Here is a 21656-nt window from a genome sequence, read left to right as displayed (position 1 = left end):
CGATATGTTTCCAGGAAGCGGACAAGATGTCCGCGCTCCCGGCAGCGATCAGTAGATCGGGAAACGGCCCGTCAGCTTGTTGACCTTGATGCGCACAGCTTCTTCCACCGCGCCATTGTTGTCGGCTCCGTTCTTGGCCAAGCCTTCCAGCGCCTCGGTGATGAGATCACCGACTTCCTGGAATTCCTTGACACCAAAGCCGCGCGAGGTAGCGGCGGGGGTGCCCAGGCGGATGCCCGAGGTCACCATCGGCTTCTGCGGGTCATAGGGGATGCCGTTCTTGTTGCAGGTGATGTGGGCCCGCTCCATCGCCTTCTCGGCAAAATTGCCGGTCAGGTTCTTGGGCCTGAGGTCGACCAGCATCAGATGGTTGTCGGTGCCGCCCGAGACGATGTCGAAGCCGTTGCCCTTGAGATTGGCGGCCAACGCAGCGGCATTCTCCACTACCTGTTTTGCATAAGCCTTGAACTCGGGGCGCAGCGCCTCGCCGAAGGCGACGGCCTTGGCGGCGATGACATGCATCAGCGGCCCGCCCTGCAGGCCGGGGAACACCGCCGAGTTTACCTTCTTGGCGATCTCCTCGTCATTGGTGAGGATGATGCCGCCACGCGGCCCGCGCAGGGTCTTGTGGGTGGTCGAGGTCGCCACATGCGCGTGCGGGAATGGGGAAGGATGCGCATCGCCGGCGACCAGGCCGGCGAAATGGGCCATGTCCACAAAGAAATAGGCGCCCACCGCATCGGCGATCTGACGGAAGCGGGCGAAGTCCCAATGGCGGGCATAGCCCGAACCGCCGGCGATGATCAGTTTGGGCTTGTGCTCATGGGCGAGGCGCTCGACCTCGTCCATATCGACGCGCTGGTCCTCGGGACGCACATTGTAGGGCACCACATTGAACCAGCGGCCGGACATATTGACGGCCGAGCCATGGGTGAGATGGCCGCCGGCATTGAGGTTCAGGCCCATGAAGGTGTCGCCCGGCTTCATCAGCGCCAGGAACACGCCCTGATTGGCCTGGCTGCCGGAATTGGGCTGGACGTTGGCATAGGCGCAGCCGAATAGTTTCTTGACGCGCTCGATCGCCAGATTCTCGGCCATGTCGACGAATTCGCAACCGCCATAATAGCGGCGGCCTGGATAACCCTCCGCATATTTGTTGGTCATGATCGAGCCCTGGGCTTCCAGGACCGCCTTCGAGACGATGTTCTCGGAGGCGATCAGCTCGATATGGTCGCGCAGGCGGCCCAATTCGAGATCGATGGTCCGCGCCAGCTCCGGATCGGCAGACTTGAGATCGGCGGCGAAGAAGCTGTTCGACAGAGAAGCGGAGCGGGCGTCATTCATCGTTGGCGGGCCTCGTTGGAGAAGAGGCAGACGACATAACGGAGTTACGTCGCAAAGTCATGTCTGCAAGCGACCAAAGTTGCGTCAGAGCTGGAGAGGTGGGTCTGAAACGCAACAACGCCGCAGACAGGCTGCGGCGTTGCAAATCTCAGAGAGGTTGAAAGTGCGTTCCCCGATCAGCCCTGCTCTTCCTTAGTGACCACGGAAAGCGAGGCGAAGCCGTCCTTGTTGTAGATGTCATCGCGGAACTCGACCAAGCCTTCCGGCGTCGCCCAGGCGGTAATGTAGGCCCAGAAAACCGGCACCTTGGCGGTCGGGTTCACGGTCGTCTGCGCGCCCGAACGGATCACCTCGTCGATGCGGTCGCGGGTATATTCCGTGCCCGACAAGATCCAGGCCACCAGTTCGCGGACGTCCTGCACGCGAGCACAGCCCGAAGAATCGAAGCGGTAATCGGAACCGAACACCGACTTGTAGGGCGTGTCGTGCATGTAGACGCCATACTGGTTGGCAATATTGATGCGCACCTGCCCGAGCGAATTGCCGAAGCCCGGATCTTGCCTGAAGCGCATGCGCGTGGCTTCGTCCGTGTTCCAGTTGATCTGTTCGGGCGTGATCTCCTGGCCCTGCGGCGTAAAGATGCGGATGTGGTGATCAGCCAGATAGCTCGGCTCCTTCTGCATCAGAGGGATCAGGTCCTTCTTGATGATGGAGAGCGGCACCGTCCAATACGGGTTGAAATTGATGTTCTGCACCACGGTCGACAAGATCGGTGAAGGCCGATCGGGCTTGCCGATCACCGTGGAGTGACGCTGCTCGACCGCGCCATTGTTGACCGCTTCCAGCTCGGTCGCCGGAATATTCATCATGATGTAGCGGTTGCCCAGATTGCCCATCGAGCGCAGGCGCACGATGTTCATCTGAAGCTGCTTGATGCGCACATCGATCGGAATGGCGAGAGCGGCGCGCGAGGTGTCGCCGATGACGCCGCTGGACAGGATGCCGTGGCGCGATTGGAAGCGCTTCGCCGCGCCGTCGAGATAGGAATCGAAGACGGGCGAGCCGCCGAGGGAGGGCGCCAGATCGCCCGAGGCGATCAGGCGCTGGCGCAGCGAGACGACGTCGGGGCTGCGCGAGCCGAGCTGGAGGCGGCCCTTGCCGGTCACTTGCGGCCAACCGCCCTGGGCAGCGATCTCGCTATATTTCTGCAGGGCGTTCTGCGTGGCCTGCAAGGTATAGGCCGAGAAGGTGGGCGAGGAACTGCTGGCCTGCCCGATGGGGCTGGCTACTGAATCGTAGCGTTCCTTCATCTCCATCTGGCCTAGGCCGTAGTCTTGCGCGGCAGCCGGACGCGCCAATGCGGTCGCAGCGGCGCCCAAGGCCAGAGTGGAGAGAAAACCACGACGAGAATAGTCAGACATCTTGTTCCAATCCTGCAGCAAAGCCCGCTTGCATCACACACCTACCGTACCGGTAATTTCCTGCGGCCATGAATTAACGAAGCTCTTTACACGGGAGAGGTAAACGAACCGAGACCAAAATCAGGCCCCGACATCCCCCATTCACAATCCCGATATAGGAAACTCGCGAGAAGCCCTACCGCCAGAAAGCGGCAAAACCGGGACAAATGTGGCAAGCCCTGTCACGATCACCGCCATGTGAGCGCGAATTAAGCCCGCGTGACATAGTTGCAACAGCCTGCTCATCGCCACTCACGGATGGCGCCGCTCGCGCGAGGCGAGAAAGGCAAGACCGATATAGAGCACGATCAAGACGCCGATCGTCGTCATCATCGCATATTGCCGTCCGAAAATTTCGGGCCGGAACAACGAGATGATGAAATAGCTGCCGGAAGCGATCAACCAGATGACCCCGCCCCAGGTCGCAGCCATCCACAGGCCGACCGCCGCGACCAGGTCGAACACGGCAAACACGATCACGGCGCTCTGGGTGAGAACAGGCATGCCGAGGAAACGATCCGGATCGGCCTGGCCGATCCCGAGGATCAGGCACCAATGGATGATACCCTTGGCCATCCACAGCACGGCGACGGCGCGCATGAACCACAACAGATAGGCGCCATAGGGCGGGCCGTCGCGGTCAAACTCGATATCGCTCATGTCCTTGGATCACTCTTGTCTTGGGCGCGTCGTCATTGCTGGAGGCCGTTCTAACGGCGTGCGCCGCCGAGGGCAAATCGGCTGCAAGCCAATAGCGTCCTTCCGGCGGGCTGGAGCAGCAATCCTGACCTGTGCGTTCCGAGCTGCGGGGGTGTGACATGAGGACATGCCTGCGCCTGCCTGGATGTGATAAAACCCGTGCAAAGTTCAATTCGAAGAGACTGCGATGCCCTCCTCCGTCACCCCTCTCATATCAGCCCTCGCCTCCGCCTCGGACCGTCTCGACCTGGTCGAACGCCCGCGCCGCAACCGCAAGAGCGAATGGGCCCGCCGGCTGGTGAAGGAGAATGTGCTCACCACCAATGATCTGATCTGGCCGATCTTCGTGCAGGAAGGCGAGAATCTCAGAACTCCTGTGGCAGCGATGCCGGGCGTCGACCGGGTCAGCATCGACATTGCCGTCGAGGAGGCGCAGCGGGCCGCCGCCCTCGACATTCCCGTGGTGGCGATCTTCCCCTACACCGATCCCTCCCTGCGCGATTCCACCGGGAGCGAGGCGCTGAACGCGCAGAATCTGACCTGCCGGGCCTGCCGCGCCATCAAGGCCAGGATACCGGGAATCGGCTTGCTGACCGACGTCGCACTCGATCCCTACACCTCGCACGGCCATGACGGGCTGCTGGAAGCCGGACGCATCCTCAATGACGAGACCGTCGCTTTGCTGGTGCGCCAGGCCCTGGTCCAGGCCGAATCCGGTTCCGACATCATCGCGCCGTCCGACATGATGGACGGCCGCGTCGGCGCCATCCGTGCTGCGCTCGATGCTGCCGGTTTCCTCGACGTGCAGATCATGGCCTATTCGGCCAAATATGCGTCGGCTTTCTACGGCCCCTTCCGCGAGGCGGTGGGCTCATCCGGTGCGCTCAAGGGCGACAAGCGCACCTATCAGATGGACTACGCCAATACCGACGAAGCCCTGCGCGAGGCCGAACTCGACATCGCAGAAGGCGCCGACATGATCATGGTCAAGCCGGGCCTGCCCTATCTCGACATCGTCGCCCGCCTCAAGCAGAGCTTCGGCCGTCCGACCTTCGCCTATCAGGTCTCGGGCGAATATGCGATGATCATGGCGGCCGCCCAGAACGGCTGGATCGACGGCGAAAAGGCGATGATCGAGAGCCTCACCGCCTTCAAGCGCGCCGGCGCCGACGGCATCCTCACCTATTTCGCACCGCGCGCCGCCGAATATCTGCGCGGCAAATAGCAGGCCGCGCTTGCGGCCCTACCGGTCGATATGGCCGAGGTCGCGGTCGGGATCGAGCCGGTCGCGCACCAGCTGCTTGAGCGCCTTCACATCGGGAAAGCCGCCATCGCGCTTGCGTTCCCAGATCTCCTGGCCGTCATACTCGATGCGAAAGGCGCCGCCGGTGGCCGGTACCAGCGTGACCTCGCCCAGATCCTCGGAAAAGGTCGAGAGCAGTTCCTGGGCCATCCATGCCGCCCTGAGCAGCCATTGGCATTGCCGACAATAAACGATGGTCACACTGGGCTTGCCGTCACGCATCACGAGTCTCGAACCAAGAACGGGAGTTGTACGATATCCCCGTAGCCGCGCCAGGAAAAGCTCGCGGTTAAGTGAGCTGCCATCCGGAGCGGCGAGGCTTGCTGTCCGAATCGCGGCGAGTCTGTAATCTCACCGATAGACAGCGCCGATATCAAAACTCGGGTCAACCGATCTGGCGCGAAGATTCAGGCGGCACCATTGATCCATCGTGTCATCGCCCTGGTTCTCGTCACTTTATGCCTGGCTTCCTGCAGTGACAGCCTCGACCCGCAGGAAGTTCGCATCTGCCGGCAGACATTGCCTGCCGTGACGCTCGAGCCCGATGAGCTCACGGTCACTGCCATCGCCCCGGCTTCCGCACCGTTCAAGATGCGCATCGACTATCGGGCTTTGCAGGACGGGCGCACCACCGATCATACCGTGCTTTGCGCCTTCGGGTTGAGCTCGCAGGATAATCGGTTCATCGAGCTGAGTGCCCTGGCTGCGGATGGCAGGTCCTTTCCTCCCTGGAAGCTCCACCTCCTCAAACGCTATTGGCTCGAGCGGCCCGAGGCTGTCCTCGCCGATCCCGGCGCCGGCGAAACCATAGCCGACGTCCCCGAGGTTCCCCGCAGTGTCGCCTTTCTGGTGCAGAGTCTTGGCAATGGCGTGCCGACCACGGCGATGACCATGCTGATCGCCGTCGCCTATGCCCTCGTGTTCGGCCTGGTCCAGCGCATCAACCTGGCCTTCGGCGATTTTGCCACGCTCGGCGGCGTGATGAGCGTCTCGATCATGCTGATCATGCTGGCGCTGGGCTCCCGCTCGCCGGCCTTGGACCTCATCATCGTGTTCGCAGCCGCCGTCGGGCTGGTGGTTCTGGCCGGCCACATGGTCGAGAAACTGGTCTTCGCTCCCCTCGCCTTCCGGCGCGGCCAGACCATCCTGATCGCTACGGTGGCAGTGGCCTCGGTGATGCGCGAGGCGATGCGTGTCGCCCAGGGGCCCAACGATCGCTGGGCGCCGCCGATCACCAGCCCCTATCTGCCCGTGGTGCGGTCGGGCAATTTCGTCGCCCACATCACGGTTATGCAGATGTCGATCGGCGCAGCGGCCGCCATCGTCGCCATCGCCGTCGTCATGCTGATGCGCCGCAGCGAACTCGGCCGGCGCTGGCGGGCCATATCGGACGATGCGCTCATGGCCAACCTCGTCGGGATTTCGAGCCGAGGCATGCTGACACTGACCTTCGGCCTCGCTTCGGCGCTGGCCGGCTTCGCCGGTTTCATCATGACCGTCTATTATGGCGGGGCCGACGCTTATGGCGGGGCCATGATCGGCCTGAAAGGCCTGGTCGCAGCCGTCATCGGGGGTATCGGCTCCATCGAAGGAGCCTTGCTCGGTGGCCTCGTGCTCGGCCTGTTCGAGGTCATCTGGCAGGCCTATTTTCCGATTGAGCACCGCGACGTGGCCGTGATGATCTTTCTCGTTCTCATGCTGATCTTCCGCCCGGGCGGGCTGTTCGGCTTTGCTGACACCACGCCCCGGCAGGTATAAGAGGCGGCGGCTTCAAAAACGGCCTTCAGCGCGATAATTTGATGTCGCCAGGCAGGGGGACTCTGGCGAGACGCAGCGCCCGGTGGTAACTTTCGCCTTCATGCATGGAGAATGGCGTTGAGCATTGAAATACGCGACTCACCGCAATTCTATCTGACCGCACCATCGCCCTGCCCCTATCTGAGGGGCAAACAGGAGCGCAAAGTGTTCACCCACTTGATCGGTGAACGGGCCGCGCGCCTCAATGACGTGCTCAGCCATGGCGGTTTCCGCCGTTCGCAAACCATCGCCTATCGGCCGGCCTGCGAGAATTGCAAGGCTTGTGTTTCGGTGCGCGTACCGGTTGCCGATTTCGTCAGGACGAAATCTTTCCGCCGCGTGCAGGCCGACAATCGCGACGTCACCTCGCACATGCGCAACGCCACGCCGACATCGGAACAATATTCCACCTTCAGGGCCTATCTCGACCAGCGTCACGCCGATGGCGGCATGGCTGACATGACGGTGCTCGACTATGCCATGATGGTCGAGGATACCCATGTGAACACGCAATTGGTGGAGTACCGGCTGTCCGGCGCCGGCCTGCCGTTGAACCGTCAGGGCGAGGGTCCGCTGATCGGGGTTTCCCTCACCGATGTGCTCGCCGACGGCCTGTCCATGGTCTACTCGTTCTACGAACCCGCCATGGCGGGGCGCAGCGTCGGCACTTTCATGATACTGGACCATATCGCCCGCACACAGGCGATGGGACTGCCCTATCTCTATCTGGGCTATTGGGTCGAGGGATCACGCAAAATGGCCTATAAGGGCCGCTTCCTGCCCCAGGAGCGGCTCGGTCCCAATGGTTGGGATCGCGTCGAGAAATAGGCGCCGGATCGGCCGGGCACAGCCCGTCATCACGCCATCATGTTTCTGAACGCCAGATGACCAGGGCGTTCGCGCCGCGTTCAGGCAGGAAATGGCATCGTGTCTTCATTGCTCCTCGAGTTCCCAAGAACTCGGGATCCCTCAATGAGGTAACCGATGAATCTTCTCGGCAAGACCATGATTGCGGCCTCCTTCGCGCTGACGGGCCTGATGGCCAGTGTCGGCTCGTCCTCCGCCATGAACGTTGCTCCCACGACGCCGGGCGCCTCGCCGCTGGTCCAGGATGTCCGCTGGGGCTGTGGCCCTGGCTGGCAGCCCAATCGCTGGGGCCGCTGCGTCCCGGTTCGCCGCCCCTATTACGGCTATGGCGGTGGCTATGGCTACGGCGGTGGCTACGGCTGGGGTCACGGCCCCCGCAGAGGGTGGGGTGACGACTGGGGTCGCGGCCGCCGTGGCGGCTGGGAACGCCCCTATTATGGCCGCGGTCAGTGGCGCGACTACTGATCCGACAAAGCAAGCCATGAGGCGGGCGGCTGGATCGAACCCGCCCTCCTCATCCGGTTGAGCCACCGGTGTCCTGCGTAACCGGCTCACGCGTAAAAACGGTGCCCCAGGCAAGCGCTCGCCTTGCGAAAGCAAGACACATGCAGGCGCCTGACGGCGCCGTTTTGCATTTCAATCGTTCCCGCGTCACATGCAAAACTGCGTCGCGCCGGAGAGTACGATGATAGGCTTTTTGGCAGGGGCGCCGCGCCTCAGGAGACGCGAAGCGGGTCCAGCCGGGCCGCCGCTTCCTCGACGGCTCGCCTTTCGGGCATGCCGTCCCAGCCATTGCCGAGTTCGCATTTGAGGCTCGCGGCAGCGCTGGCAAAGCGGGCGGCGTCGATCACCGACCGCCCTTCCGCCAGCCCGGCCGCCAGGGCGCCGTGAAACACGTCTCCCGCACCGGTAGTATCCAGCACGCTCACCGGCAAGGCGGGCACGAGGGTCAAAGCGCCATCGACCCACCACAGTGAGCCTCGTGCACCCAATGTAAGGCCGAACATGCCGCCGAGGCGCCGCGACAGCGCTTCACAGCCATCCGTATCCGGCTGCGCTCCGGCGCTGGCAAGCGCAAATCCATCCTCGGAGAACACCGGGAGGCTTGCCCGTCGCGCCAGTTCGAACAGCACCGCCGGATCGGTGACCTCCGCGTCGAGCACCGACGGGACTTCGGCCGAGGCGGCCGCATTCAGCACGGCAAGAGAGGCTTCGTGCCAATTGATGTCGGCCAGCACCGCGCCGGCTTTGGCGATCTCCTGCAACGGCAGATGGGCCGGCGAGGCCGGCAGATCGGTATGATCATGCCCAACGATGAAACGTTCGCCCTGGCGATCGACGATCACTACGGCGGTGATCGTATCCATCTCCCCACTGCATTTCACGCCATCGATCCCAACACCGTGATGGCGCAGGCGCTCGCATAGGAAGGACGCCTCGGCATCGCTGCCCAGGCGGCTCCACAATTCAACCGGCTGCAGGAGACGGGCACAAGCCACAGCCGCCGTCGCTGCCGGCCCACCGCCCCGCTTGAAATGGTGCCGGGCCGTGACCTTGATCGCCTGCCGTGGCATTTCGTCGATCTCCAGCACCTGATCCACCGTTGTGGTGCCGACACAGATGACAGGGCCCCTCGTTCTCATCGGCTCTTGCATGATAGCCTTGTCTTCGCCGCCCGGGGCGTTCCGCCCACGGGTCCTTTCAGGATGTTTCCTCGCGGTGATATAAGGCCAGTTTGTCAGACAAAACAATATTGTGATCGGCTCTCCCGAAGGACCTTGCGGGCAGCGCCAACCATGACCGGATCGGGTTGGCAAGCCTTACCATACGTCAGTTTCCCTACCGATATAACACTCGCGTCACGCTCGTGCTGGTGTTGTCAGACCAACGTTCGGGGATCGGGGAAGAGCGCATGTTGCAGCTATGGACAAAAGCGCTCGCCTCGCAATGCTGTAATAAATTACCGGCGGACTTGGTCGCTTGCGCTCCTCAAGAGGCAATGAAAAGCCCGGTCCATGCAAACGCGGCCGGGCTTGTGGGGCGGTCGGATGGCTCGAATGGGGCATTCAATCGCCGGGTAAGATCAACCGCGACCGGCCAGATCCGCAATGTCGCTGCGACTGAAACCGATTTCGGCAAGATCCTTTCGGGTCCGCATCCGACAGGCCTCCAGGCGCTTTTGATAGGCCCGGTACGCCTGACAGCGGATGCGCAGATCGGCAAGGACGCTGGCAGCAATCATCGTCATTTTCTCGAATTCACCGTTTGTTGCGGTGCAACATAACATGCGCCAGACCGGCCCAATAGCGATGCGAGCGCATGGCTATCATGTGGGCCTTTTCGCAACAGCCCAAACCCAGGAGCTAGGACTATCGCCTACCTGACTAACCAACCGCCCTCCGAATTGTCGAAGGGAACCAACACCCATTTTGCACCTATCAATACGACCGATCGCACGGATGAGATCGAGGAAAGTTCACCTATGCCCCTTCTGTCGGCGTTCACCGTCGCTCCCACCATCGAAACGTCGCGCCTGATTCTTCGGGCGCACCGACCCGGCGATCTGGAGAGCGTCACGGCTATGTGGGCAGAGCCCGCGGTGCTTCGCTATGTGCGTAAGTCCCCCTATCCGCGCGAGGAAGTCTGGACTCGGATGCTGCGCTATGCCGGCCATTGGCTCTGGATGGGGTTCGGCTTCTGGATCGTGACCGATAAGGCCGACGGCCGTTTCCTCGGCGAAGTCGGCATTCATAATTTCGAACGCGACATCGAACCGGAATTTTCAGGTACGCCGGAACTCGGCTACTCCCTGATTGGAGCAGCCCATGGCAGGGGCTATGCCACCGAGGCGGCCAAGGCCGCGCTGAACTGGTTCGACGGTCATATCGACCTGCCGCATACCAATTGCATGACGAGCCCCGACAACATCCACTCCCAGCGGGTCGCCCTCAAATGCGGCTATGATTATCTGCGCCAGTCCATTCATCTGGGTTCTCCGGTCGCGATCTTTCGCCGGCGTAGAGTCATCGCTCCCTCGCCATGAAGCAATGTGGAATCATGGCTTGATCGGCTCGATGACGTTAGGGACAGCAGGGCCTTGACTGAGATTCGATCAGGAAAGCTTGCGGGCGCAGAGCGTCGGCAAGCTTTCGCCGAAGTGGAAACTGATCCGAGCTGATGAAGGTTCCGCTTTTTTCTTTGGCAGACTCGGTCTATCACCAGGGTGTGCCGTACCTTCGCCGCATTCCTGATCACAAAAATAGGCATTCCGGCTGAGGCTTATCCAGAGTCGGCGGCGGGCAATATCCGCCGAAAATGAGGGAGTTAGAATGATGCTTCGTTCCGCCATCATTGGTACCGGACTACTGATCGCTAGCGCGGTCGCTCTTGCTGCGCCGGCTCAGGCGCTCACCATGAAGGAGTGCAGCGACAAATATCAGGCCGCCAAAACTGGCAACACGCTCAATGGCGCGAGCTGGAACGATTTCCGCAAGGCACAATGCGGCACGGAAGCGACGCCGGCTGCCACGGCGCCGGCAGCACCTGCGGCCCCGGCCACGACAACGGCTGCCAAACCGGCTCCCGCCGCCAAGCCGGCTCCGACCGCCGCAGCATCGGGCAACGCGGTGTTTCCGTCGGCTATCGATCCGAAATATGCCAAGGAATCTGCCGGCAAGCAGCGCATGCACACTTGCCTCGACCAGTACAACGCCAACAAGACCAGCAATGGCAATGGCGGCTTGAAATGGATTCAGAAGGGCGGCGGCTATTACAGCGAATGCAACAAGAAGCTGAAGGGCTGATCTCCTTCCTTTTTCATGCGGCCGCGGATACCCTCCGCGGCCGTTTTATTTTGCGATAAGGGCAAAACAATCAACCTCCGACCTTGACCCAGCTTCCCTTTGTAAAGCTCTCCGCGATGGCATGGACAGTGCGTTCAATGGCAAGGCCATCATCGAAATCGAAAACCGACGCCTCCTTGCCCTGGATGCGGGCAATCACTTCACGGCACTCGATCACTTTCAGATCATTGAAGCCGAGCCCATGGCCTGGCGCCGGAATGAAGCGATCATAGGGTCTGTGCACGGGCGCACTGAGGATGGTCCGGAACCCTTGGGTTTCCTCGGCCCCCTCACGGCGAAAGAGTTGCACCTCGTTAAAACGCTCCTGATCGAACACGACGGCCCCGGCATCACCGAAGACCTGCAGCTGGATCCGCCCCTTGCGCCCCCAGGCCGCGCGGTTGACGGTGAGCACACCCGAGGCGCCACTCTCGAGACGCAGCAGGGCCGTGGCGATATCATAATTCTCGATGGCCCGCCTGCCACCGTCTGGATGCGGGCGGTCCGCATAGGGCCTGGCCATCTCCCCGAACACTTCGGCGACCCCGCCAAGGACGAAACGCAGCAGGCTGAGGGGATGCACGGCAAAGTCGTCGAGAGCCCCATACCCGGCGCTGGCCTCGTTGCGGGTCGCGAAGGGGGTTTGCCGGTCGGCCATGAAATCCTCGTCCATCTCCAGGCGGACGTGGTTGACGACGCCGATCGCGCCCTCGCCGATCAGCTTGCGGATCAGCCGCATGGCGGGGTTCTGTATATAATTATAGCCCAGCACCGCGACCTTGCCGCTGCGGCGCCAGGCGGCGTGCATCGCCTGCGCGTCGGCAAAAGCGGTCGCCATCGGCTTTTCGCACCAGACATGCTTGCCCGCCTCCAGCGCAGCGATTGCCATCTCGGCATGGAAGCGGTTCGGCGTGGTTATGGAGATCACGTCGATCTGCGGGTCGGCCAGGAGTTCACGCCAATCGCCTGTCGAGGCCGCAAAGCCGAGTTCCTCCGCCTTGGCCTGGGCGAGATCGGCCGAAGCCTCGGCAAGCGCGAGCAAGCGGGGCCGGGCGAGGTCGCCGAAGGTCGAAGCCACCGCATTCCAGGCTAGGGCGTGACATTTGCCCATATAGCCCGTTCCGATCAGGCCGATTCCAAGCCCCCTGTCGTCCGATTTGGCCAACGCGTCCATCACCTGCCTCCATTCGCGTTCATCCGCCATACCGCCATGGTATGGCCGTCATTCCATTTCATTGTGCATCGCAGCACAGATCTGCTGTATGTTGCAGTGCATCAAAATCGGCATAGATCGATTCGACTCGCCGGGAGCGCTCGTGCGGCCTCTCGGAGGAAGAAAGGATATCCATACTGGCTCGCGCCGTTCGCCGTCGCAGCCAAGGGGACAACTGCCATGCTGTTTACTGGCATCATCGCGGCCTTGATTGCCCGCTTCACCGACGACCCGGCCCGGCATCTGCCGCCGCCCTCCTCCGATGCACCACGCGACCGGGATGAGGAAAAACCGACAACCGACAGTGTCGATCCGCTCACGCGCCGACACTGAGCTGATCCACACCCCCGATTGCGAAACGGGTTTCGCAGCCTTTCCAGTTGCACTAACCTTCCCTGGGGCGCGCTTTTGCGGCACGATCCGGCATCGCAGTCGCGTGGCATCACCGCCAGCGGCGTCAATGATAGGGAGGGCAGCGAGAACACTGCCCCGCTTCTGGAACGGGATAGGACCATGGCTGAGGACGAGACGCGCGACTTTGCCGACTTTTCCGCGCGCCTCGCAGACCGGATCGACCAATTGCCCAAACGCCTGAGGCAAGTGGCTCATTTTGCCAGCGACCATCCCGACGAGATTGCGCTCGGCACGGCTGCCGCGATCGCCGAAAATGCCGGCGTGCAGGCTTCCACCCTGGTTCGCTTTGCCAAGACGCTGGGCTATTCCGGTTTTTCCGACCTGCAGCAGGTCTTTCTCACCCGCCTGAAGCAGCGTTTTCCCGATTATCGACAGAGAGTGGCCTTGCTGCGGGCCGAGCCGAACGAAGGCTCGCTTTCGGCACCGCTGCTCAACGGCTTTGCCGATGCCGCCACGCTTTCGATCGAACGCCTGCGTGCGTCCGCCGATCCCGAAAAGATCGACGCAGCCATCGAATTGCTTGCCGGTGCCGACATCATCCATCTGGTCGCGGCCCGCCGGCTTTTCTCGGTCGCCGCCTATCTCGCCTACGCCTTTGGCAATCTCGGCCAGCGTTGTGCGCTGGTCGACCATGTCGGCCAGCTCGGCAAGGAACAGATTTCGCTGGCCGGCCCCAGGGACGTGGTGCTGGCGATTTCCTACAACCCCTACTCGCCCGATACCATCGAACTGGCCGGCATCGCGCATCAGCGCGGCAATGCCATCCTGGCTATTACCGACAGCCCGGCGAGCCCTCTCGCACGCCTCGCGCGCATTCGCCTGGATGTGGAAGAGGCCGATCATGGTGCCTTCCGTTCGCTGGCGGCGACATTCGCCCTGGCCATGACGCTTGCCGTCGGCACGGCCGAACACAAGGGACGCGACTGAGGGGGCAAACTGCGAGCGCGGCCGAGGCCAGCACTTGGAGTGTCGATGCCGCTCCATCTTTCGATGGAACTGAGGGGATCGACACGTCGTATCTCCCGCGCCTGCCCTACAGCTTTACCGCATTGCCCGTCTGGGCGGCCTGCGTGGCGGCATCCGCCAGGATCTGGGCCTTCAGCCCGTCCTCGCCCGAGGGGTTGGGAACCTTGCCCGCCAGGATGGCATCGACGAAGGCCGTCATCTCCAGGCGGTAGGCCTCGGCATAGCGTTCCAGGAAGAAGTCCTGCACGGGATCGGCGAGGAAGCCGGCTCCCGTCGCCACTTCCACGGTGGTCTTCGGCACGTTGTGGGCACGAATCAACCCCTTGGAACCGTGCACCTCGATGCGTTGGTCATAACCATAGGTCGCGCGTCGCGAATTCGAGATCTGGGCGATCTTGCCCGAAGCCGTCTTCAGCAGCACGGCGGCAGTGTCGACGTCACCCGCCCTCCCGATCGCCGGATCGACGAGCGCGGAGGCGACCGCATGCACCTCGACCGGCTCCTCGGCCAGCAGGAAGCGGGCCAAATCGAGGTCATGGATCATCATGTCGCGGAAGAGACCGCCCGAGCTCTCGATATAAGAGACAGGCGGCGGCGCCGGGTCGCGCGAGATGATGGTGACCAGTTCCACCTCCCCGACCGATCCGTCGACGATACGCTGCTTGAGCGTTGCGAAATTGGGGTCGAATCGGCGGTTGAAGCCGATCATCAGCGGCTTGCCGGCCTTGCCGACCTCGGCGAGGCAGCGGCGGATCCTGTCGGAAGACAGATCGACCGGCTTCTCGCAGAACACCGCCTTGCCCGCCTGCACCGCGCGTTCGATCAGATCGGCATGCGTGCTGGTCGGCGTGCAGATCAGCACCGCGTCGACGTCGTCGGCCGCGATGGCTTCGTCGATCGTGCTGACACGTGCGCCGGTCTCGGCTGCAAGCGCCTCGGCGGAGGGTTGATGCGGATCGGAAACCGAAATCAGCCTGGCCTGCGGGTGCAACGCCGCGTTGCGGCCATGGATCTTGCCGATGCGGCCGGCGCCAAGAACTGCGAGACGAACCATTTCTCTCCCCAATCTGTCGATTTGACCCAAGGACCGGGCCTCTTTGCTGTACGATAATCACACACAGATTCCTGAGGAATCTGCAGAATGCGGAATTTCCCGATATTGCTCATTCATGGGCAGTGCCGTGAAATTCTGCTGGGGCAATCGCGCCACGCCCTCGAATCGCAATCTTTCATGCGGAGGCGGTGGCAACGCCTGCTTCATTCCAAAATATGGCATTTTTATTCTATATTGACAACACAATAGAATATATGTTTCATTTTTGAAGCGCCGACCGAAGGGCGCGGCAATCGCCGCAACGCCCACCGAGCGCGGCGACAAAAACAAGGCGGCGGCTCGCCATGGCGTCGCCAAGAGGAAGCGTTATGCGCCGGCCGTTCCTGCCCGACGCGGTTGCAACTTTGCAGCCGGGACCGAGGGATCAGGTGGCCTGCCTGTCTGGAGGTCAAGGATGAGCACGCCCGCACTCGATGTCATCACGATCGGCCGCGCTTCGGTGGATCTTTATGGCCAGCAGGTCGGCGGCAGGCTGGAGGACATGTCCTCCTTCACCAAGGCTGTAGGGGGTTGCCCCGCCAATATCGCCATCGGCACCGCTCGCCTGGGCCTGAAATCCGGCCTGATCACCCGGGTCGGCGACGAAGCCATGGGCCGCTTCATTCGCGAGCAGATGCAGCGCGAGGGTGTTGCCATCGAAGGGATCCATACCGATCCCGCACGCCTCACCGCCTTGGTGATTCTCGGCGTGCGCGACGAGAAGCAATTTCCCCTCATCTTCTATCGGGACAACTGCGCCGACATGGCGCTCGACGAAAGCGACATCGACGAGACGCTGATCGCCTCGGCTGCGGCCATCGTCGTCACCGGCACGCATTTTTCCAAGCCCAACACCGACGCCGCCCAGCGCAAGGCCATACGCCTTGCCAAGAAGCATGGCCGCAAGGTGGTGTTCGATGTCGACTATCGGCCCAACCTCTGGGGCCTCGCCGGCCACGGCGCCGGCGAGGAGCGCTACATCAAAGCCGATCACGTCACCGCGCATCTGCAGACCATCCTGCCCGACTGCGACCTGATCGTCGGCACGGAAGAGGAACTCGCCATTGCCGGCGGTTCGGAGGACACGCTCGAAACGTTGCGGCGCATCCGGGCCATCTCCGCCGGCACCATCGTCTGCAAGCGCGGGCCGATGGGCTGCGTCGTCTTTCCAGGCGCCATCCCGGCAAGTCTCGACGACGGTATCCGTGGACCGGGCTTTCCGGTCGAGGTCTATAATGTCCTAGGCGCGGGTGATGCCTTCCTCTCGGGTTTCCTGCGCGGGTGGTTGCGCGGCGAGCCGCTCGAAACCGCCTGCGCCTATGCCAATGCCAGCGGTGCGTTCGCGGTTTCCCGTCTGCTTTGCTCGCCGGAAATTCCGACTTTCACCGAGCTGAGCTATTTCCTCGACCATGGCAGCAAGGAGCGCGCCCTGCGCAAGGATGCTGCCATCAACCACATTCATTGGGCCACCACCCGCCGCCCGGCCCCCGAAGGGCTGATGGCGCTCGCCGTCGACCACCGCGCCCAGATGGAGGCGATGGCGGACGAAATCGGCGTATCGCGGGAGCGCATCTCCGTCTTCAAAGCCCTGGCGGTCAAGGCTGCCGCGAGGATCGCAGCCGGGCGACCTGGTTACGGCATGCTGATCGACGGCATCTATGGCCGCGAAGCCTTGTTCCGTGCCGCTGACCATCCCTTCTGGATCGGTCGGCCGGTTGAACTTCCAGGCTCCCGGCCGCTGGAGTTCGAAGGTGGCCCCGACGTCGGCACCAGCCTGATCGAATGGCCGGTCGGACACACGATCAAATGCCTTTGCTTCTATCATCCGAGCGACCCCGCTGCCCTCAGGGAGCAGCAGGAACGCCAATTGCTGCGTCTTCACGCGGCGGCGCGCACGGTGGGACGCGAATTGCTGATCGAGATCATCGCCGGCAAGCATGGTCCGCTCGAGGACGACACCGTGTCGAGCGTGGTGCAACGCCTCTATGATCTCGGCATCAAGCCGGACTGGTGGAAGCTGGAGCCGCTGAAGACCGCCGCGGCCTGGCGTGCCGTCGCTGAGGTGATCGAACGCAACGATCCGCTTTGCCGCGGCATCGTGCTGCTCGGCCTGGAAGCGCCTGAGGAGGATCTCGAAGCCGCCTTCGCGGTGGCGGCGAGCCAGCCCATGGTCAAGGGTTTTGCCGTCGGACGCACCATCTTCAACGAACCGGCCAGGGCCTGGCTGCGCGGCACCCTCAGCGATGAAGACGCCGTCGATGCCATGGCATCGCGCTTCGCCCGGCTGGTTCAGGCCTGGCAGAGCGCCTCCGGGCAGGCGGCGGCTGCCCAATAGCCCTCGCGAAGCGGGTTCGTGCGCGCTATGGTCCGGCACCCCAGGCAGGGGCGGCGCAGGGCCTCCACTTTTCGATAAATGGCATTCGGAGCAGGCCACTCAACCATTTTGATAGTTGAGTCCAATACGCTCAGGGAGAGATTTCGTGGCTACCATCCGTCTCACAATGGCCCAGGCCCTGGTCCGCTTTCTCACCGCCCAAAAGACGGTCCTCGATGGCGAGACGGTGCCGATTTTCGCCGGCGTCTTCGCTATTTTCGGGCATGGCAACGTCGCCGGCATCGGCGAGGCTCTCTACCAGGCCCGCGCGACCCTGCCGACCTATCGTGCCCATAACGAACAATCGATGGCACATGCCGCCACCGCCTATGCCAAGGCGATGCGCCGCCGCCGCATGATGGCCTGCACCACATCCATTGGACCGGGCGCGACCAATCTGGTCACGGCTGCGGCTGTCGCCCATGTCAACCGCTTGCCGCTCCTGCTGCTGCCCGGGGACGTCTTCGCCAATCGCCGGCCCGATCCGGTGCTGCAGCAACTCGAGGATTTCGGCGACGGCACCCTGACCCCGAACGACGCCTTCCGACCCGTCTCGCGCTATTTCGACCGCATCACCCGGCCCGAACAGATCATCCCGGCCCTGGCTCGAGCCATGACCGTGCTGACCGATCCGGCCGATTGCGGTCCGGTCACCCTGGCTCTGTGCCAGGACGTGCAGGCCGAGGCCTATGACTACCCCTCCTCCTTCTTCGAGGAGCGCATCTGGACCAGTCGGCGTACGCGTCCCGACGAGGACGAATTGGCGGCTGCCGTTGCGGCCCTGAAGGCTGCCCGCAAGCCCGTGATCGTCACCGGCGGCGGCACGCTCTATTCGCAGGCCGAAGCCACCCTCGCCGCCTTTGCCGAAAAGCACGGCATTCCGGTCGGCGAAACCCAGGCTGGCAAGAGCGCCATCGCGCAGGACAATCCTCTCGGCATGGGGGCCATCGGCGTGACCGGCACCGGCGCTGCTAATACGGTGGCCGAGGAAGCCGATCTGGTTCTGGCCGTGGGAACCCGCCTGCAGGACTTCACCACCGGCTCCTGGTCTCTGTTCAAGGCCGAGACGCATCGCATCGTTGGCCTCAACACCCAGCCTTTCGATGCCGCCAAGCACCGGGCTTTGCCGCTGGTCTGCGATGCCAGGGTGGGTCTCGAATTGCTGTCGAGCGCGCTCGGCAACTGGAAGGCGCCGGAGGACTGGACAGGCAAGGCGGTGTCCGGACGCGAAGAATGGCTGAAGACATCAGCCCGCTACACCGACGCCAGCAACGCCGAACTGCCGTCCGACGCCCAGGTGATCGGCGCCGTGCAACGGGTCGGCAAGCCCAGCGACGTCGTGGTCTGCGCCGCTGGTGGCCTGCCGGGCGAACTCCACAAGCTCTGGCTGGCCGGTGCTCCCGGTGGCTATCACATGGAATATGGCTATTCCTGCATGGGCTACGAGATCGCCGGCGGGCTGGGCGTGAAGATGGCCGAGCCCGACCGCGAGGTCATCGTCATGGTCGGTGACGGCTCCTATCTGATGGCCAATTCGGAGATCGCCACCTCGATCATGGCCGGTGCCAAGCTGACCATCGTCGTGCTCGACAACAGGGGCTATGGCTGCATCAACCGCCTGCAGCGGGCGACGGGCGGCGAAAGCTTCAACAACCTCCTGCGCGACACCCGCCACGACGTGCTGCCGGACATCGATTTTGCCGCGCATGCCGCCAGCCTTGGTGCCCATGCCATCAAGGTCAAGAGCCTGGCCGAGTTGGAGGCCGCCGTCACCGCCGCGCGCGGCCATGTCAGAACCTCCGTCGTAGTAATCGATACCGATCCTCTCGAATCGACCGATGCGGGCGGAACCTGGTGGGATGTCGCCGTGCCCGAGGTTTCCCAGCGTCGTGAGGTCGAGGCCGCCCATGCCGCCTATGTGACCCAAAAGGCGCTGCAGCGCGTGGGCGACTGAGCCTGAGTTGGGGGCGGGTCTTCAGGCCCGCCTTCGTCAAATCATACCAAGTCGCAGAAAGATCGACCCATGGTCCGCGATGACGGTAATTGGTGTGCCGGTCTTCAGACCGGCATTCTTGGCGCGGAAATGCCGGTCCCGCTCCATCTCTCGATGGAGCTGAGAAGACCGGCACACCAATCCCGCCAGATGCGTCAAGAGTCAGCATTAATGCGGCTTGGTATCACTCCACCTATTCTCGCAGATAAGCGGGTCTGAAGAAGACCCGCCCCCCGAAACAGCACATACCGGAGCCTATCCATGTCTATCCGTATTGGCGCCAACCCCATCGGCTGGTCGAATGACGACATGCCTGAGATTGGTGGCGACACACCGCTGGAAACCTGCCTGGCCGAGGCCAGGGAAGTCGGCTTCGAGGGCATGGAACTCGGCAACAAGTTCCCGCGCGAGGCGAATGCGCTCAAGGCCGCACTCGCGCCCTTCGGCCTCGCCTGCGTCGGTGGCTGGCACTCGATCGAATTGCTGACCCGGGACGAGCACGCCGAGTTCGCGGCGGCGCGGGCCCACATCGACCTGCTCAAGGCTGCGGGTACCAGCGTCTTCATCGTTGCCGAAACTTCCAACGCCATCCATGGCGACAAGGCCAGGCCGCTGTCGCAGCGTCCGGTGATGGCGTCCGCCGATTGGGCCGAATATGGCCGTCGCATCACCGCCTATGCCGAGATGCTCAAGGCCGAGGGGCTGCAGCTCGACTATCACCATCACATGGGCACCATCGTGCAGTCGCAGGCCGACATCGATGCCTTCATGGCAGTGACCGGCCCGGCCGTGCACCTCCTGCTCGATACCGGCCACGCCACCTGGGGCGGCTCCGATCCGGCGGATCTCGCCCGCCGCTATCGCAACCGCATCAGCCATGTCCACACCAAGGATGTGCGCGCAGAGGTCAGGGCCCACTCCGATGCCGAGGATTGGAGTTTCCTCGATAGCGTGCTCGCCGGGGTCTATACGGTTCCCGGTGACGGCATGATCGATTTCGCGAGCGTGTTCCGCGAACTCCAGGGCTATTCCGGTTGGATCATCGTCGAGGCCGAGCAGGACCCCAAGAAGGCCAATCCGCTGGCCTACGCCAAGGCCGGCTACGCCCATCTGCGGAAGGTGCTCGGCGAGACGGGATTGAAGGCGGCCTGACGGCCACTTCGATACACCAGCAGCAATGAGCCCTAAGGCATTTTGCGATTTCACTGGGTCACTTCAAATAGCAAAGATGCGTCGAAACAAAGAGTCAGAGCAAAGTGCGGTTCGCAGGAATCGCACTTTGCGCCAGGAGGCCATGATGTCGAAACTTCTCCTCAAGCCCGGCCGGTCCGGCTCCCGTATCCACCGGGTCACGCCGCAATCGGCCGGCTGGACCTATGTCGGCTTCGAAGTCCACGATCTGGCGGCGGGCGAAAGCCTGAGCGCCGAGACCGGCGCCACCGAAATCTGCCTCGTGCTGGTGGCCGGCAAGGCTTCGATCAAGGCCGGCCGCCAGGATTTCGGCGTGCTGGGCGAACGCGCCAATCCCTTCGAGGGCGCGCCCTGGTCGGTCTACGTCCCCGCCGGCTCGTCCTATGAGGTCAAGGCTGAAACGCCGGTCGAACTCGCGATATGTGCGGCACCGGGCACCGGCGCCCTGCCTGCCCGCGTGATCGGCCCGGATCAGGTCGGCCAGGAAACACGCGGCAAGGGCTCGAACACACGCCATGTCCGCAACATCCTGCCGGAATGGGAACCGGCCGAGAGCCTGCTGGTGGTGGAGGTGATCACACCGTCCGGCAATTGGTCTAGCTATCCGCCTCACAAGCACGACCAGGACAACTTGCCTGCCGAAAGCCTGTTGGAAGAAACCTATTACCACCGCTTCAACCCTGCCCAGGGCTATGGCGTCCAGCGCGTTTACACGGATGACCGTTCGCTCGATGAGGTGATCGCCTTTTCTGATCGTGATGTCGTACTCGTGCCCAAGGGATATCACCCTGTCGGCGCGGCCCACGGCTACGACCTCTATTATCTCAACGTCATGGCGGGTCCCAAACGCGTGTGGAAGTTCCACAACGATCCTGATCACGCCTGGCTCGTCCAGGCCTGAGGTTCGGTCTACCGATACTTCCCCGTCGACTATTCGTTCTTCTAAGGCCCGCAAGCGCCCGGCTTGCGGGCCTTTCGTCATTTCACGATGACGATACGTTCAAGCGCCCACCGACAAAAGATACTGACATAATACCTTGGAGGTAGCGTCCCTGTCCGCTTGGTCTCAAAACCCATCCCCCATCGATAGCAAGACCTAC

20 protein-coding genes are annotated in these 21656 nt (G+C 62.8%); 13 read left to right on the top strand and 7 right to left on the bottom strand.

The features are described 5' to 3' along the window. Positions 1-48: 48 nt before the first annotated feature. From glyA to ACR9ZN_RS33075, 3 genes are all read right to left on the bottom strand, one after another. Entirely contained in the window at positions 49-1344 is a 1296-nt protein-coding gene (glyA, locus tag ACR9ZN_RS33085) for a serine hydroxymethyltransferase (protein WP_454813444.1), read from the bottom strand. Between the two features lie 176 nt (positions 1345-1520). Beyond that, a complete protein-coding gene (locus ACR9ZN_RS33080) occupies positions 1521-2765 on the bottom strand; it encodes a L,D-transpeptidase family protein (protein ID WP_434955828.1) in 1245 nt (414 codons plus the stop codon). A 291-nt stretch (positions 2766-3056) separates the two neighbouring features. Further along, the gene (locus tag ACR9ZN_RS33075) at positions 3057-3464 is read right to left on the bottom strand and encodes a DUF6163 family protein (protein WP_434955827.1); all 408 of its coding nucleotides are present in this window, start codon (positions 3462-3464) and stop codon (positions 3057-3059) included. A gap of 226 nt (positions 3465-3690) precedes the next feature. On the opposite strand from ACR9ZN_RS33075, the gene hemB reads away from it, so the two are divergent. Beyond that, positions 3691-4728, top strand: coding sequence for a porphobilinogen synthase (hemB, locus tag ACR9ZN_RS33070; RefSeq protein ID WP_481274211.1), 1038 nt, complete (start codon positions 3691-3693; stop codon positions 4726-4728). A gap of 18 nt (positions 4729-4746) precedes the next feature. Here the strand turns inward: hemB and ACR9ZN_RS33065 are convergent, their stop codons facing one another. After that, positions 4747-5028 carry an Rdx family protein gene (locus ACR9ZN_RS33065; RefSeq protein WP_434955825.1) on the bottom strand — a complete coding sequence of 94 codons (282 nt, stop codon included), beginning with the start codon at positions 5026-5028 and terminating at the stop codon, positions 4747-4749. Positions 5029-5226: 198 nt separating this feature from the next. On the opposite strand from ACR9ZN_RS33065, the gene ACR9ZN_RS33060 reads away from it, so the two are divergent. From ACR9ZN_RS33060 to ACR9ZN_RS33050, 3 genes are all read left to right on the top strand, one after another. Next, positions 5227-6564, top strand: coding sequence for a branched-chain amino acid ABC transporter permease (locus ACR9ZN_RS33060; protein ID WP_454813442.1), 1338 nt, complete (start codon positions 5227-5229; stop codon positions 6562-6564). 117 nt (positions 6565-6681) lie between these two features. Beyond that, positions 6682-7431 (top strand): arginyltransferase, encoded by a 750-nt coding sequence (locus ACR9ZN_RS33055; protein ID WP_481274210.1) that lies wholly within the window; start codon positions 6682-6684, stop codon positions 7429-7431. 156 nt (positions 7432-7587) lie between these two features. Further along, on the top strand, positions 7588-7935 hold the full coding sequence (locus ACR9ZN_RS33050; RefSeq protein ID WP_434955822.1) for a GCG_CRPN prefix-to-repeats domain-containing protein: 348 nt from the start codon (positions 7588-7590) through the stop codon (positions 7933-7935). 251 nt (positions 7936-8186) lie between these two features. On the opposite strand, the gene ACR9ZN_RS33045 is transcribed toward ACR9ZN_RS33050, so the two are convergent. Continuing rightward, positions 8187-9113 carry a PfkB family carbohydrate kinase gene (locus ACR9ZN_RS33045; protein WP_481274209.1) on the bottom strand — a complete coding sequence of 309 codons (927 nt, stop codon included), beginning with the start codon at positions 9111-9113 and terminating at the stop codon, positions 8187-8189. A 269-nt stretch (positions 9114-9382) separates the two neighbouring features. Between ACR9ZN_RS33045 and ACR9ZN_RS33040 the strand changes: the two genes are divergently transcribed. The 3 genes from ACR9ZN_RS33040 to ACR9ZN_RS33030 all read left to right on the top strand — a co-directional run bounded on the left by ACR9ZN_RS33040 (position 9383) and on the right by ACR9ZN_RS33030 (position 11273). Then, positions 9383-9754, top strand: coding sequence for a hypothetical protein (locus tag ACR9ZN_RS33040; protein WP_481274208.1), 372 nt, complete (start codon positions 9383-9385; stop codon positions 9752-9754). Positions 9755-9952: 198 nt separating this feature from the next. Further along, positions 9953-10513: a GNAT family N-acetyltransferase gene (locus ACR9ZN_RS33035; protein WP_481274207.1), complete on the top strand. Its 561-nt coding sequence runs from the start codon at positions 9953-9955 to the stop codon at positions 10511-10513. Between the two features lie 286 nt (positions 10514-10799). Beyond that, on the top strand, positions 10800-11273 hold the full coding sequence (locus ACR9ZN_RS33030; RefSeq protein WP_441773830.1) for a hypothetical protein: 474 nt from the start codon (positions 10800-10802) through the stop codon (positions 11271-11273). Between the two features lie 70 nt (positions 11274-11343). Here ACR9ZN_RS33030 and ACR9ZN_RS33025 read toward each other — a convergent pair whose 3' ends face one another. Then, positions 11344-12486 carry a Gfo/Idh/MocA family protein gene (locus tag ACR9ZN_RS33025; protein WP_481274206.1) on the bottom strand — a complete coding sequence of 381 codons (1143 nt, stop codon included), beginning with the start codon at positions 12484-12486 and terminating at the stop codon, positions 11344-11346. 219 nt (positions 12487-12705) lie between these two features. On the opposite strand from ACR9ZN_RS33025, the gene ACR9ZN_RS33020 reads away from it, so the two are divergent. Continuing rightward, complete coding sequence (locus ACR9ZN_RS33020; protein ID WP_434955816.1) at positions 12706-12858, top strand: hypothetical protein; 153 nt, start codon at positions 12706-12708, stop codon at positions 12856-12858. A gap of 180 nt (positions 12859-13038) precedes the next feature. Further along, a complete protein-coding gene (locus ACR9ZN_RS33015) occupies positions 13039-13866 on the top strand; it encodes a MurR/RpiR family transcriptional regulator (protein WP_454813438.1) in 828 nt (275 codons plus the stop codon). Between the two features lie 106 nt (positions 13867-13972). Here ACR9ZN_RS33015 and iolG read toward each other — a convergent pair whose 3' ends face one another. After that, positions 13973-14959, bottom strand: a complete 987-nt coding sequence (gene iolG / locus ACR9ZN_RS33010) for an inositol 2-dehydrogenase (RefSeq protein ID WP_434955814.1) — start codon at positions 14957-14959, stop codon at positions 13973-13975. 454 nt (positions 14960-15413) lie between these two features. On the opposite strand from iolG, the gene ACR9ZN_RS33005 reads away from it, so the two are divergent. From ACR9ZN_RS33005 to iolB, 4 genes are all read left to right on the top strand, one after another. Next, positions 15414-17333, top strand: a complete 1920-nt coding sequence (locus tag ACR9ZN_RS33005; RefSeq protein WP_481274205.1) for a bifunctional 5-dehydro-2-deoxygluconokinase/5-dehydro-2-deoxyphosphogluconate aldolase — start codon at positions 15414-15416, stop codon at positions 17331-17333. 166 nt (positions 17334-17499) lie between these two features. Then, positions 17500-19326 carry a 3D-(3,5/4)-trihydroxycyclohexane-1,2-dione acylhydrolase (decyclizing) gene (gene iolD, locus ACR9ZN_RS33000; protein ID WP_481274416.1) on the top strand — a complete coding sequence of 609 codons (1827 nt, stop codon included), beginning with the start codon at positions 17500-17502 and terminating at the stop codon, positions 19324-19326. 300 nt (positions 19327-19626) lie between these two features. Beyond that, entirely contained in the window at positions 19627-20517 is an 891-nt protein-coding gene (iolE, locus tag ACR9ZN_RS32995) for a myo-inosose-2 dehydratase (RefSeq protein WP_454813435.1), read from the top strand. Positions 20518-20662: 145 nt separating this feature from the next. Then, complete coding sequence (iolB, locus tag ACR9ZN_RS32990) at positions 20663-21457, top strand: 5-deoxy-glucuronate isomerase (protein WP_481274204.1); 795 nt, start codon at positions 20663-20665, stop codon at positions 21455-21457. Positions 21458-21656 lie beyond the last annotated feature (199 nt).

The organism is Labrys sp. HAY1-8F (genome assembly GCF_056754975.1).
Note: the sequence above shows the minus strand (reverse complement) of the source record. Positions and strands in the feature narration are given on the sequence as shown.